This is a genomic window from Paracidovorax valerianellae (assembly GCF_900102625.1).
In the GTDB taxonomy this organism is placed as follows: domain Bacteria; phylum Pseudomonadota; class Gammaproteobacteria; order Burkholderiales; family Burkholderiaceae_C; genus Paracidovorax; species Paracidovorax valerianellae.
Genome location: NZ_FMZC01000010.1, coordinates 148885 through 161714, shown reverse-complemented (window position 1 = coordinate 161714; position 12830 = coordinate 148885). Strand labels below are relative to the sequence as shown.

The 12830-nt window shown below is 68.2% G+C and carries 12 protein-coding genes; 3 read left to right on the top strand and 9 right to left on the bottom strand.

What is annotated here, in order from left to right:
- Positions 1-42: 42 nt before the first annotated feature.
- The 6 genes from BLT03_RS15940 to BLT03_RS15915 all read right to left on the bottom strand — a co-directional run bounded on the left by BLT03_RS15940 (position 43) and on the right by BLT03_RS15915 (position 6811).
- Complete coding sequence (locus BLT03_RS15940; RefSeq protein WP_092744741.1) at positions 43-1050, bottom strand: isoaspartyl peptidase/L-asparaginase family protein; 1008 nt, start codon at positions 1048-1050, stop codon at positions 43-45.
- A gap of 89 nt (positions 1051-1139) precedes the next feature.
- Positions 1140-2096: a MurR/RpiR family transcriptional regulator gene (locus tag BLT03_RS15935; RefSeq protein WP_092744740.1), complete on the bottom strand. Its 957-nt coding sequence runs from the start codon at positions 2094-2096 to the stop codon at positions 1140-1142.
- Positions 2097-2358: 262 nt separating this feature from the next.
- Positions 2359-3390 (bottom strand): Bug family tripartite tricarboxylate transporter substrate binding protein, encoded by a 1032-nt coding sequence (locus BLT03_RS15930; RefSeq protein ID WP_245711424.1) that lies wholly within the window; start codon positions 3388-3390, stop codon positions 2359-2361.
- A gap of 82 nt (positions 3391-3472) precedes the next feature.
- Positions 3473-4459 (bottom strand): Bug family tripartite tricarboxylate transporter substrate binding protein, encoded by a 987-nt coding sequence (locus BLT03_RS15925; RefSeq protein WP_092744739.1) that lies wholly within the window; start codon positions 4457-4459, stop codon positions 3473-3475.
- A 115-nt stretch (positions 4460-4574) separates the two neighbouring features.
- Positions 4575-5579 (bottom strand): hydroxymethylglutaryl-CoA lyase, encoded by a 1005-nt coding sequence (locus tag BLT03_RS15920; protein WP_092744738.1) that lies wholly within the window; start codon positions 5577-5579, stop codon positions 4575-4577.
- Positions 5576-6811: a CaiB/BaiF CoA transferase family protein gene (locus BLT03_RS15915; protein ID WP_092744737.1), complete on the bottom strand. Its 1236-nt coding sequence runs from the start codon at positions 6809-6811 to the stop codon at positions 5576-5578. Before BLT03_RS15915 ends, BLT03_RS15920 begins: the two co-directional genes overlap by 4 nt.
- 120 nt (positions 6812-6931) lie before the next feature.
- Here BLT03_RS15915 and BLT03_RS15910 point away from each other — a divergent pair, with 120 nt between their 5' ends.
- The 3 genes from BLT03_RS15910 (at position 6932) to efp (ending at position 9670) form a co-directional block, all read left to right on the top strand.
- Complete coding sequence (locus tag BLT03_RS15910) at positions 6932-7834, top strand: LysR family transcriptional regulator (RefSeq protein ID WP_092744736.1); 903 nt, start codon at positions 6932-6934, stop codon at positions 7832-7834.
- Positions 7831-8946 carry an elongation factor P maturation arginine rhamnosyltransferase EarP gene (earP, locus tag BLT03_RS15905; RefSeq protein ID WP_092744735.1) on the top strand — a complete coding sequence of 372 codons (1116 nt, stop codon included), beginning with the start codon at positions 7831-7833 and terminating at the stop codon, positions 8944-8946. The genes BLT03_RS15910 and earP overlap by 4 nt, the downstream gene beginning before the upstream one ends.
- Positions 8947-9115: 169 nt before the next feature.
- On the top strand, positions 9116-9670 hold the full coding sequence (gene efp / locus BLT03_RS15900) for an elongation factor P (RefSeq protein ID WP_057223504.1): 555 nt from the start codon (positions 9116-9118) through the stop codon (positions 9668-9670).
- Positions 9671-9792: 122 nt separating this feature from the next.
- On the opposite strand, the gene BLT03_RS15895 is transcribed toward efp, so the two are convergent.
- The 3 genes from BLT03_RS15895 to BLT03_RS15885 form a co-directional block, all read right to left on the bottom strand.
- Positions 9793-11613, bottom strand: a complete 1821-nt coding sequence (locus BLT03_RS15895) for a sensor histidine kinase (RefSeq protein WP_245711427.1) — start codon at positions 11611-11613, stop codon at positions 9793-9795.
- Between the two features lie 80 nt (positions 11614-11693).
- A complete protein-coding gene (locus BLT03_RS15890) occupies positions 11694-12401 on the bottom strand; it encodes a LuxR C-terminal-related transcriptional regulator (protein WP_092744733.1) in 708 nt (235 codons plus the stop codon).
- Between the two features lie 26 nt (positions 12402-12427).
- Complete coding sequence (locus tag BLT03_RS15885; protein ID WP_139160413.1) at positions 12428-12643, bottom strand: hypothetical protein; 216 nt, start codon at positions 12641-12643, stop codon at positions 12428-12430.
- Between the last annotated feature and the right edge of the window lie 187 nt (positions 12644-12830).

The following is a 12830-nucleotide window of genomic DNA, read 5'->3' as shown; positions in this document are numbered from 1 at the left end:
AAATTCGATCAGTCGTTCGGTCGATCCGCCAGCCGCGGGCCGTCAGGCACCGGATGCGCGGAAGATGAAGGATTCGGCCGCCTGGCCCACGCGGGCCAGGCCGCGGTACATGCCTTCGGTATTGAAGGGCAGGCACACGTTGCCGTGGCGATCCACCGCGATCAGCCCGCCGGTGCCGCCGACCGCTGGCAATGCGCCATGCACCACGGCGTCGGCGGCCGCCTGCAGCGAGGCGCCGCCGTAGGCCATGCGGGCACAGATATCGTGCGCGGCGCTCACGCGGATGAACGCTTCGCCATGGCCCGTGCAAGACACTGCGGCCGTGCGGTCGTCGGCATAGGTGCCTGCGCCGATGAGCGGGCTGTCGCCCACGCGGCCTGGGCGCTTGTTGGTCATGCCGCCGGTCGAGGTGGCCGCGGCGAGATGGCCCTGAGAGTCCAGCGCCACGGCGCCCACGGTGCCCATCTTGCGGTCCTCGTCCAGCGCGCGGCCCGACAGGCCGGCCAGCGCGGCAGCGCCGTCGTGGTCCAGCACCGCACCCGACTGGCGGGCCTGCGCGGCCAGCAACTGGGCGCGCCGCGCATCGGTCGAAAAGTAGCTGGCATCGACCATCGCAAGGCCCGCTTCGCGCGCCAGAAGCTCGGCCCCCTCGCCCGCCATCAGCACGTGCTGGCCCTGCCGCAGCACGGCACGGGCCGCGAGGATGGGGTTGCGCACGTGGCGCAGGCCCGCCACGGCGCCGGCTGCCAGCGTGGCGCCTTCCATCAGCGCGGCGTCGAGTTCATGCGTCGCGTCGGCGGTGAACACCGCGCCATGACCGGCATTGAACAGCGGGCAGTCCTCCAGCAACTGCACGGCGACACACACCGCCTCGCCCGCCGAACCGCCCTTCGCCAGCACGGCCTGGCCGGCACGCAGCACGTCCTGCAGCACGCCGTGATAGGCCCACTCCTGCTGCGCATCGATCTGTGCGCGGCTCAAGGTGCCGGCACCGCCGTGGATGGCGATCACGGGAATGGGTGCGCCGGAGGGGGACGGAAAAACAGTCATGGGCAGATGGGGTCGGTCAACGAAAAAGGTCGGAACCAGGCGATGGATGCAATGAAGGCGATGACGGATCGACAGGAACCAGAGCGGCCCTAGCCGCGGCCGGTTGCCTTGGCATCGCCCTTTTTGCCGGCGGCATCGGCCGAGCGGGGTGCCAGGCGCGTGCGGGAGCTGTCGTGCAGCCACGGCAGCACGGCCTCGGTCATGCGCGCAGCGGTCTTCACCGACTCCTTGGCCTGGTGTGCCACCGCGCTGGTGAGCGCTTCGATCATGGCCAGCGCCGACGATTCGGAATTGGCGGCGTACTGGTTTTCGGTCTGCGCGAACAGACACCAATGGGCGAAAGGCACAAGGGGCGAATGCAGGCCGTCAGTCAGCGCCAGCACCTTCACGCCGCGCTCGTAAGCACCATGCGCCAGCACCACCGTGTCGGTCAGGTAGCGGGGGTAGCTGATGGCGATGAACAGGTCTTCCTCGCCCATGCGGGGCAGCATCCGCGCGCCGTAGGAAGCGCCGGCCACGCCGGCCAGCAGGTGCACGCCATCGCAATGCGCGTCCAGCCCGCGCTGGAGCAGCCCGGCCAGCCAGCCGCTGGCGCCGAAACCGGCCAGGTAGATGCGCCGCGCCCCGACGATGGCCTGCACCGCCGCTTCGCAGGCGGCAGGGTCGAGCGCCTCGCGCGTGGCGGCGATGTTTCGCTGGCTTTCTTCCAGCGCGGCGGCGAACACGTCGCCGATGCTGCTGGGCTTTTCCAGCTTGATGCGCATCTTCTCGATGGGCGCCAGCATGGCTTCGAACCCGCGCACCAGCTCGGCCCGCAGCATGGGGTAGCCATCCAGCCCGATGGCCCGCGCGAAACGGTTGGCGGTAGCGATGGAAACCCCCACTGCCGCCGCCAGCTCGTCGATCGGCATGGTCGCCGCTTGCAGCGGGTGGGCCAGCACGTAGTCGGCCATCTGCTGGTGCGACCGCGTGAGCGTGGGCCGCACCCGGCCAATGCGGATGGCGATGGTCGCGGCTTCGGTGCTCGGTTCGGGAATGGCGGACATGAAGGTTTCGGGGGCTCGAAAAGAAGACTGCGTGTTTTGATCAAAAATTTACAACGGTGTCATATTAAAGAAAAAATTCAATCATTCAAAGAATTTTTATAAAACCATCGCAGGGCGCCCCGCCCGGCCATCCCGTCTGGAAGTCGCAGCAGCCCCATGGTCGACACAGCGGTCGGCCCAACGAAAAAAGCCCTGCGCAAGGTGCGCAGGGCTTTTCATCAGGTGCCGGGGTGGCCGACTCGGCGGGCCGCTCAAAGGCCGATCAATCCGCCTCGATCTTCGAAGCCTTCACCACCTGCGCCCAGTTGGCCAGATCGGCCTTCACCCGTTCGGCGAGCGGCTGGGGTCCCTGGTAATCGGCCGTGGCGCCCTGCTCCTGCGCCTTTTGCTGGAAGGCGGGGTTCTGCACGACGGTGCGCACGTCGGCCACCAGCTTGTCGACCACCGCCTTCGGCACATTGGCCGGGGCGAACAGCGCGAACCACGAGGTGGCATCCACCTTGGGGTAGCCCGCCTCGGCCGTGGTGGGCACGTTCGGCAGGCTGGCCAGGCGCTCCTTGCCGGTGACCGCCAGCACCCGCAGCTTGCCTGCCTGGATGTGCGGCATGAACGGTGGCGCGGTGCCGAAGGTCAGGTCCACCTGGCCGCCCAGCAGGTCCTGCAGCGCGGGGCCGGTGCCCTTGTAAGGCACATGCACCATCTTCACGCCGCCCTGCTGCTCCAGCATGGCGCCGGTCACATGCTGCAGCGACCCGTTGCCCGACGAGGCGTAGTTGAGCTTGCCCGGGTGGTCCTTGGCGTAGGCGATCAATTCGGCCAGTGTCTTCACCGGCAGGCCGTCGCGCACCACGATGATCTGCGGCGCCGACAGCACGTTCGCAATCGGCTGGAAGTCGTTGGGCTCCCACTGCTTTTGCCGGGTGAGCAATGGCGAAATCACGTGGTAGCCAGAGTACTGCATCAGCAACGTGTAGCCGTCCGGCTCGGCCCGCTTCACGGCGGCGGCAGCGATGTTGCCGTTGCCGCCGCCCTTGTTGTCCACCACCACCGATTGGCCCAGCACCGGGCCGAGCGCCTGCGCCAGCATGCGTGCGGACAGGTCCGTCGTACCCCCGGCGGCCGTGGGCACGACGAGGGTGACGGGCTTGGCCGGATAGCCGCTGCCCTGCGCCCAGGCCGTGCCGGCGAACGCCGTGACCAGCGCGGCGGCCAGCACGGATTGCGCCAGGGCCGCGACCACACGGTCGGCCCTGGTCAGGGAGAGGGATTGGATCGTCTGGTTTGTCTGTGCCATGCACTGTCTCCTTAGGTTTTAGAAATACTTGGGGGAAATCACTTCAATCCATGCGCCTGCACTGGTAGGGCGCACGCTGCCGTCAATCGATCTTGGCGCCGGTGTCTTTCACCGCCCGGCCCCAGCGCGCCAGGTCGTCGCGCACCAGCGCAGCCAGTTGGGCCGAGGTGCCCTTGTAGGGCTCGCAGCCCACGGCGGCCAGCCGGTCGGCCACGTCTTTGTGGTCCAGCGCCTTGGCCACTTCGGCCTGCAGCCGCGCCACCACGGCGGCCGGGGTGCCCGCAGGCGCGAAGAGCCCGTACCACGGCGTCTGGCCGAAGCCCGACAGCGTTTCGCCGATGGTGGGCGCGTCCGGCAAGGCCGCCACGCGCTGCGTGTTGACCACGCCCAGCACCTTCAGCTTGCCCGCCTTGATGAACGCGATGGACGACGGCAGGCTTTGCACCGACAGCGGCACCTGCCCGCCCACCACATCGGTGGCCGCCATAGCGGAGCCCTTGTACGGCACGTGCTGCAGCGAAATGCCGGCGGTCTTTTGCAGCATCTCGCCGATCAGGTGGTTGAGCGTGCCGTTGCCCGCCGAGGCGATGGCGTAATGGCCGGGCCGCGCCTTGGCCAGGGCCACCAGTTCAGCCACGTTGGACGCGGGAAACGCAGGGTTCGCCACCAGCACGTAGCCGGCCGTGGCCAGCGGTGCCACCGGTTCAAAATCCTTCACCGGATCGAACCCCGTGTGCTGGTACAGCCAGGGATTGATGACCTGTGCGCTGTCGGCCGTCAGCAGCAGCGTGTAGCCATCCGGCTTGGCCTTGGCGGCTGCTGCCGTGCCCACGTTGCCGCCAGCGCCGGGGCGGTTGTCCACCACCACCGGCTGCCCGAGTTGTTCCGACAGCTTTTGCGCCACCACGCGCGCGATGGCGTCGTTCGCGCCGCCGGCCTGCTGCGGCACCACGAGGGTGATGGCACGGCTGGGGTAGCCGGCCTGCGCCGCGGCAGTGCCTGCGGCGCCGCACAGCGATGCCGCCAGTGCAGCCAGCGCGGTACGTCGTGAAATGGATGGAATGGGCATGGCGCTTGTCTCCTTCGTCTTTTGTTGTCGTGGTTTGCTCTGCTCTGCTCTGCTCTGCTGTGCTCTGCTGTGCTCTGCTGTGCTCTGCGGTGCGGTGCGGCCGCGGACCTGTCGCTCAGGGCGCGGCGCGCGCCAGGGCCCGCTCGCGGATCGCCTCGAAGCCGTCCGGCACCGGATGCAGGTCGAGCCGGCGCCCGGCCTTCACGATCTGGCTCGGAATGTCGTGGCCGATCAGGGCAGGCAGCCGCCCGGCCGCGGCGATCAGTGCCGGCAAGTCCACACCCGTGTCGTAGCCCATGAGCTGCAGCGCGTGCGCGATCTCTTCGCTGCACACATTGCCAGAAGCACCGGGCGCATACGGGCAACCGCCCAAGCCCCCCAGCGACGCATCGAACCGGTCCGCCCCCGCGTCGATGGCCGCCAGCACGTTCGCCAGGCCCATGCCGCGCGTGTTGTGGAAATGCAGGGTGAAATCCGCCCCCGGCCAGCGCGCGCGGGCAGCGGCCGTGAGCTGTGCCACCTGCGTCGGGTAGGCCATGCCGGTCGTGTCGCACAGCGTGATGCCGCGCACGCCCAAATCGGCGAAGCGCTGCACCCAGCCGAAAACCGCCTCCTGTGCCACATCGCCTTCCATGGGGCAGCCGAACACGCAGGACAGCGACACGTTCACCGCCACGCCCGCGGCCTGGGCTGTGGCCACCACTTGCGCCAGCGCGGCGAACGATTGCTCGCGCCCCATGCGCAGGTTGGCCAGGTTGTGCGTTTCGCTCACCGACATGACCAGGTTCAGCTCGTCGGTGCGTGCCTCGATGGCGCGCTCGGCGCCCCGCACGTTGGGCACCAGCGCGCTGTACACCGTGCCGGGCCGCCGCGCGATCTCGCGCATGACGATCTCCGCATCGCGCAGCGCGGGAATCGCCGTGGGCGAAACGAAGGCCGTCACCTCGATCTTCGACAGGCCCGCGTCCGACAGCGCGTTCACCAACGCGATCTTGTCCGCCGTGGGCACGAAGGCCTGTTCCATCTGCAGGCCATCGCGCGTGCCCACCTCCTGCAGGTGGATGCGCCGGCCGTTGCCATGCCACGCGCCGGGCCGTGGCCGGTTTTCGATCGGGTTCATTGGATCACTCCTTTGCTGCGCAGCAGCGCGATCTGTTCAGCCGTGAGTCCCGCCTCGGCCAGCACCGCATCGGTGTCGTCCCCCAGGTGCGGCGCGCTGGAGCGGATCGTGCCCGGCGTGCCCGACAGCTTGGGCACGATGCCCGGCACCTCGACCGAATAGCCATCGCGCGTGGCCTGCGGCAGCAGCATGTCGCGGGCGCGGTAGTGCGGGTCTTCGGCGATGTCCTGCGCCGTGTACACCTTGCCGGCCGGCACGCGCGCCGCGCCCAGCCCCTGCAGCACGTCCTGCACCGTGCGCGGGGCGGTCCAGGCACCGATGGCGGCGTCGATCTCGGCCACGCGGGCCACGCGCCCGGCGTTGCTGCCCAAGTCCGGCGCGGCGGCAAGATCGGGCCGGCCGATGGTGTCCATCAACCGCTTGAAGATGCTGTCGCCATTGCCCGCCACCAGCACCCAGCCATCGGTGCACTGGTAGGCGTTGGACGGGGCGATGCCCGGCAGCGCACTGCCCGCCGCATCGCGCACCGCACCAAAGGCGCTGTATTCGGGGATCAGGCTCTCCATCACGTTGAACACTGCCTCGTGCAGCGCCACGTCAATCACCTGGCCCTGGCCGCCGTTCACCTTGCGGTGGTAGAGCGCCGTCAGCACGCCGATGGCGCCATGCAGCGCCGCCAGCGTGTCGCCAATGGACACGCCCACCCGCACCGGCACCCGGCCCGGCTCGCCCGTAAGGTGCCGCAGGCCGCCCATGGCCTCGCCGATCACGCCGAAACCCGGCAGATCGCGGTAAGGGCCGGTCTGCCCGTAGCCCGAGATGCGAAGGATCACCAGCCCCGGGTTGAGCGCGTGCAGCGCCTCCGGCGACATGCCCCAGCCCTCCAGCGTGCCGGGGCGGAAGTTCTCGATCAGCACGTCGGCTTCGGCGATGAGCCGGCGCGCGATGTCCTGGCCCTCGGCCTGGCGCAGGTCCAGCGCCAGCGAGCGCTTGTTGCGCGACTGCACCTGCCACCAGACCGAAGTGCCTTCCTTGATCAGGCGCCAGTTGCGCAGCGGATCGCCCGCGCCCGGCGCCTCGATCTTCACCACATCGGCCCCGAATTCGCCCAGCGTCTTCCCGCAGAACGGCCCGGCGATCAACTGGCCCATCTCGATCACCCGCACGCCTGCCAGGGCGGCCGGGGCTATGGCGGCTGGGGACGCCGCCTGGGGCTCCGTCGTGTTCGTCATGTGTCTCCTTGGAATGGCGCGGATCATGACGCGGCGCACGCCGGCTGCAAAACCCTGATGTGCGACGCCGCCATCGCAAACCGGCATGGCCGATGCACTGGCGCATTACCATCGGCGCCCATGAAGCTCGACCCGATCTCCCTGCGCCTTTTCGTCGCGGTGATGGAAGAAAACGCCATCGCCCGCGCCGCGGCGCGCGAGCACATCGCCCCCTCGGCCGCCAGCCGCCGGCTGGCCGAACTGGAAAGCACCTTGCAGGTGGAGCTGTTCAGCCGCAGCAACCGGGGCACCGAGCCCACCGACGCCGCCTACGCGCTGCTGAACATGGCGCGTGGCGTGCTCAACGAGCTGGACGGCATCGGCCTGCAAATGCGGGACTTCCGGGCCGGCGTGCGCGGGCATGTGCGCGTGGTGGCCAACATTTCTGCCATCACGCAGTTCCTGCCGGCCGAGCTGCCGGCCTTCATGGCAGCGCACCCCCAGGTGCAGGTGCGGCTGCAGGAGCAGATCAGCACCGCCATCGCCCAGTCGGTGGCCGAGAACGCGGCGGACGTGGGCATCCTCAACCACGGCAGCTATGGCGAGAGCGTCACCCTGCTGCCCTACCGCACCGACGAGCTGGTGCTGATCGCGCCCAAGGGCCATCCGCTGGCACGGCGGCGCGCGGTGCGGCTGGCCGATGCGCTCGCCTTCGACTTCGTGGGCGTGCACCCGGGCAGCGCGATCAACAACCTGCTGACGCGCGCCGCGGCCGAGGCGGGCCTGCCGCTGCGGCTGCGCATCCAGGTCACCAGCTACGACGCGCTGTGCCTCATGGTTTCCGCCGGCCTGGGCGTGGGCGTGCTGCCGCGCGGCAGCGCCCAGCTGTACCTCGGCACCCTCGCCCTGCGGCCGGTGACCCTTGCCGAACCGTGGGCACACCGGCAACTGTCGCTGTGCGTGCGGTCGGAAGAGTCGCTCTCCAGCGTGGCGCGGCTGCTGGTGGACCACCTGCGTGCGCCGCCGGCCGGGGGCGAAGCATGACGACCACGCGCTCCAGCCCGCACGCCCTGCGCTGGGACCTGTTCTGCCAGGTCATCGACAACTACGGCGACATCGGCGTCTGCTGGCGCCTCGCCGCCGACCTGGGAGCGCGCGGCCATTCGGTGCGCCTGTGGACGGACGACGCCAGCGCCCTCGGCTGGATGGCCCCCCACGGCGCGGCGGGCGTGCAGGTGCTGCCCTGGCCCACGCACGCGCCGCCCGACGGACCGGGCGATGTGGTGGTGGAGGCCTTCGGTTGCGAGATTGCTCCTGATTTCATAGCTGCCATCGCAAGTTCTCCTAGCGCTGGAAGCCGAAAACGCTTGTGGATCAACCTGGAATACCTCAGCGCCGAGGGCTACGTGGAGCGCAGCCACGGCCTGCCGTCCCTTTTGATGTCCGGCCCCGGCGCGGGCTGCACGCGGTGGTTTTTCTACCCCGGGTTCACCGAACGCACCGGCGGCCTGCTGCGCGAGCCGGGTTTGATGGCGCGGCAAGGCGCTTTCGACCGCGCCGGCTGGCGTGCCCGGCAGGGCGTGGCCGCCGACGCCCTCGCCGTCTCGCTCTTTTGCTACGAGCCGCCGGCGCTGCCCCAGTTGCTGGGCCAGTTGCGGCAGCGATCCGATGCCCTTCTGCTGGTCACGCCCGGCCGTGCCGCGGCGGCCGTGAAGGCGCTGGAAAATCAGAGCAAAATCGGCCTCCAGCGCAATGAATACGCCGGTGGACTGCTATCAATTTCATACCTCGCGCCGTGTGCCCAGCCCGCCTTCGACGAAATGCTGTGGGCGAGCGACCTCAACTGCGTGCGCGGCGAAGACTCGCTGGTGCGCGCGCTGTGGGCGGGCCAGCCGTTCGTGTGGCACATCTACCCGCAGGACGACGGCGCCCACCACGCCAAGCTGCAGGCGTTCCTGGACTGGCTGCAGGCGCCCCCTTCGCTGCGGCGCTTTCATGCGCTCTGGAACGGCATCGAACACGGTGGCCCCCTGCCCGCGCTGGACGCCGCCACCCTGCAGGAATGGCGCCAAACCGTGCAGGCTGCGCGTGCACGGCTGCTGGCGCAAGACGATCTGTTGACCCAACTGCTGGGGTTCGTGGCCGAAAAAAGCTAAAATCCACGGTTTTGCGCCAACCCAAGGCGGCACTTTCTGACGAAGTGACCAGCCGGCGCATCCCGCCGCGGAACATGCGCTGGCGCTCGGACCTTGCGCTGCATCCACAGGCAGCGCCCGCAGCGCCCCGGCGCGTAGAGCGGCTTCAACCCCAGCCCAGCAATCTGCTATGAAAATCGCTCAAGAAATCCGCGCCGGCAATGTGATCATGCACGGCAAGGACCCCATGGTCGTCCTGAAGACCGAATACGCCCGCGGCGGCCGCGGCGCGGCCACCGTCCGCATGAAGCTCAAGAGCCTGATCGGCAACTTCGGCACCGAAAACGTGTTCAAGGCCGACGACAAGATCGACAACGTGATCCTGGACAAGAAGGAGTGCACTTACTCCTACTTCGCCGACCCGATGTATGTCTGCATGGACACCGAGTTCAACCAGTACGAAGTCGAAGCCGAAAACATGGGCGACGCGCTGAACTACCTGGAAGACGGCATGTCCCTCGAAGTGGTGTTCTATGACGGCAAGGCCATCTCGGTCGAACTGCCCACCAGCGTGGAACGCGAAATCACCTGGACCGAACCCGCCGTCAAGGGCGACACGTCCGGCAAGGTGCTCAAGCCCGCCAAGATCGCCACCGGCTTCGAAGTGCCCGTGCCCCTGTTCGTGAGCCAGGGCGACAAGATCGAAATCGACACGCGCACCGGCGAATACCGCAAGCGCGTCTGATCGATCCGGTCACGCAACGCTTTCCCTGAAAAGGGCATCGACTTCGGTCGGTGCCCTTTTTTCATGGCGATGGTGATGCCGATACCGATGCAGAGCCGTTGACGGACCGCAGAGCAGCGCAGTTACAGCACGAGCGACACGCACACCACCGTGCGGCCTGGCTCCGACGCGACCGACAGCGCCCCACCCATGCGTTCGGCACGGGCCGCCATGCTGCGCATCCCCACGCTCAAGCCTGCGTGCTGCACCGCTGCAACGTCAAAACCCACACCGTCGTCTTCGATGCGCACTTGAAGCCCGCCCGCATCGGTGGGCTGCACCTCCACGCGCAGGCTGCGCGCACCGCTGTGTTTGATCACGTTGGACAGCGCCTCTTCCACCAGTCGCGTCAGCCCGAGGCACTGCAGTGCGCTGGGCACGCCGGCCCCCCACTGCGGTGCGATACCCCACTGAGACGCCACCCCTATTTCGTCGAGGATGCCCGTGAAACGGTGGCGCAGCGGCGCGGCCCAGCGCACCGGCGTCTCGGGGACGATCGCGCCGCTGCTGGAGCCATGGTCGATCACCTGCCGCAGATCGTCTCGCAGCACCTTGAACAGCGACAGCACGCGCGAGTTCGGCAACGGCTGGCTGGCCTGCTCCACCAATGCCATGCTGCGCACCAGGCTGCCGCCCAACCCGTCGTGCAGGTCGTGGGCAATCTCCATGCGCTCTTGCAATTTGGCGTGTCCCAAAGCCTGCGCGTGCTCACGCTGCAGCGCCTGTGCCAGTTCAAGGCGTGCTTTGGCCACGTGGGCTTCCAGCTCGTGGTTGAAGCGCTCGATCTGCCGCATGCCGGCCACGAGCCGTCCGCCCAACAGCAGCGCCATGCACACGGTGGTCAACGGCCCGGCGATCGCGCTCCAGGTCTCGCGCGCATGCCACACGTTCAGGATGACGGCCAGGTCATGGATGCCCACCACGACGAAGACGAGCCAGCACAGGGCCAGCAGCATGTGCGACGGGTTTCTGCCGCCCGGCCGGGGACGCCATGCGTGCCATTGGAATTGCAGGCAGTTGGCAAAGAAGATCAGCACGAAGCCCACCCAGACCACCAGGAACACCTCGGCGATCATCGCCCGGGGCGCCAGCAGCACGGCGGCGCTGCCCAGCGCTGCCAGTCCCCACAGCACTCGCTCGACGCGCGGCATGCGCTGCGCGCCGAACCGCCAGGTGAAAAGGCAAAAGCACACCACGTACAGCACGAAGCTCACGATGTTCCAGCGCGACATCGCCAGCGTTTCCTCAAACGGCCACGGCGTGGTGGCCAGCACCGTGCCGACGTACGCCGTCCAGGCAATCGACATCAGCGCATACCAGCCGAAGGCATGCTCATTGCGCCGCTGGCACCACACCACCCCGAAAAGACAGCCCACGGCGGCCGCCAACCCCGCACAGAAGACATACACGGTGCGCTGGCGCCATTCGCTGTGGAAATGCTCCCGAGCCACCTCCGCCGCGCTGCCCAGTCGCACGGTGCCGAGCCCTGGCGACAGCGGCGCCAGCCCCACCACGCGCACCCACACCGTATTGACGCCCGATGCGAGCCCCGATGCCGGCAGCAGCCACCACCGCGGCGTATTCCAGCTGCGCGACAAGGGCTCTGCCATCGACGCATCGCGCCACAGCAATTCATCGTTGAGGAAGACCTCCCCCGCCATGCTCATGCCGTCGATGCCCAGGCCCATTGCTTGCTTTTCAGCCGGGCAGCTCGGTTCCCAGCGGATGCGGTACCACACCGAGCCTTCATGCCCAGGCCATCGGCGCACCCAAACATCGGGCAGCTCCACGGGCTCCCAGCCGTCGGCCGGACGCAGCTGCGGGCCGTCACCAGCCCCATTGGCATTGGCGCGTGCCGCCTCCACCGACAGCACGACCGGCGCACACGTCCCGGGCAAGGCCACAGGCTCAGCCCATGCCGGGCCGCACAGGGCCATCGCCCACCACAACATGCACAGCCCTATCCAGCTCCGGCCACGCCGGCTCATCCGATGCCCCCCCGCGCCCGCGCCGTGCGGACAGCCATCGTGCGCGAGGACACGGCCAGCTTGCGGTAGATGCGCTTCACATGGCTTTCCACCGTGTAGCGCGAAATGAAAAGCTGCTCGGCAATCTCGCGGTTGCCCAGCCCGTCTGCCACGAGCCGCAAAATCTGGACCTCCCGCTCGCTCAATGCGTCATCGGCGACGATGACGCTCACGGCGGCGACCGCTGGCACAGGCGCGGCAGCAGCGGCGGGCAGCAACTGCAAAATCCGTCGCGCGATGAAAGGGTCGATGGGGGCGCCGCCCCGCAGCACGCTGCGAATCGACAGCGAAACTTCAAGGTCGTCCCGCTCTTTGAGGACATAGCCGGTCGCACCTGCCCGCAGTGCGCCCAGGATGGATTCTTCCGAACTCCAGGCGGACACGACCAGAATGCCCAGCCCAGGGTCTTCTGCCCGCATCTGTTCGATGAGCGCCATGCCACTGCCGTCCGGCAGGGCCAGATCCACCAGCGCCAACGCCATGGGTTGCACGGCCAGGCACGCCCGGGCTTCGGCCAATGTCGCGGCGAAGACCAGCGCATCGGCCGCGTAGCCCAGCCCCAGCAGCAAGCTGCGCAGGCGCTGCTGCAACAACGGTTCATCCTCCACCACCAGCACGGGGGCCGGCAGTGTGGATTCGGTCGGGAAGGTCTCGGGTTGAGGCATGCGGGAGTATGTCGCTTCGCCAGCGTTCACAAACGCCTGCGCACCGAAACCATCGCCATCGCTGCCGCCGTGAGCGACCTCAGGGTCAGGCCCCACTCGCTGAGCGTGGAGGTGGAGGCCACGCCACTTAGGTTCGGCGCCGCGGCCAGCAACGTGGGTGCGAACGGATCGCCGACGCAGCCCAGCGTGCCGTCGCTGTCGCCCTCCCCGTTCAAAAAAGTCTGTCGCGCAGTCGCATGCATGGTGGGTTTCCCTCGAGTATTCGGTAGCCCACCGCTTTTTTTCTAACGGTCGTGATCAGGATGACTGCACTGGGCGAGCGCGATGCCAGCTTTTGCAAGATTCGCTGTCTGTACCTGAAATTGGTGAATTTGCAGCACAGCCGGCGCATCGATGGCGCATGGGGATGAGCCGCTTTCCAGCGCAAAG

Bases quoted from the DNA above. Each gene is read 5' to 3' on its own strand.
- BLT03_RS15940 (WP_092744741.1), bottom strand. From the start codon at position 1,050: ATGACTGTTTTTCCGTCCCCCTCCGGCGCACCCATTCCCGTGATCGCC.
- BLT03_RS15935 (WP_092744740.1), bottom strand. From the start codon at position 2,096: ATGTCCGCCATTCCCGAACCGAGCACCGAAGCCGCGACCATCGCCATC.
- BLT03_RS15930 (WP_245711424.1), bottom strand. From the start codon at position 3,390: ATGGCACAGACAAACCAGACGATCCAATCCCTCTCCCTGACCAGGGCC.
- BLT03_RS15925 (WP_092744739.1), bottom strand. From the start codon at position 4,459: ATGCCCATTCCATCCATTTCACGACGTACCGCGCTGGCTGCACTGGCG.
- BLT03_RS15920 (WP_092744738.1), bottom strand. From the start codon at position 5,579: ATGAACCCGATCGAAAACCGGCCACGGCCCGGCGCGTGGCATGGCAAC.
- BLT03_RS15915 (WP_092744737.1), bottom strand. From the start codon at position 6,811: ATGACGAACACGACGGAGCCCCAGGCGGCGTCCCCAGCCGCCATAGCC.
- BLT03_RS15910 (WP_092744736.1), top strand. From the start codon at position 6,932: ATGAAGCTCGACCCGATCTCCCTGCGCCTTTTCGTCGCGGTGATGGAA.
- earP (WP_092744735.1), top strand. From the start codon at position 7,831: ATGACGACCACGCGCTCCAGCCCGCACGCCCTGCGCTGGGACCTGTTC.
- efp (WP_057223504.1), top strand. From the start codon at position 9,116: ATGAAAATCGCTCAAGAAATCCGCGCCGGCAATGTGATCATGCACGGC.
- BLT03_RS15890 (WP_092744733.1), bottom strand. From the start codon at position 12,401: ATGCCTCAACCCGAGACCTTCCCGACCGAATCCACACTGCCGGCCCCC.
- BLT03_RS15885 (WP_139160413.1), bottom strand. From the start codon at position 12,643: ATGCATGCGACTGCGCGACAGACTTTTTTGAACGGGGAGGGCGACAGC.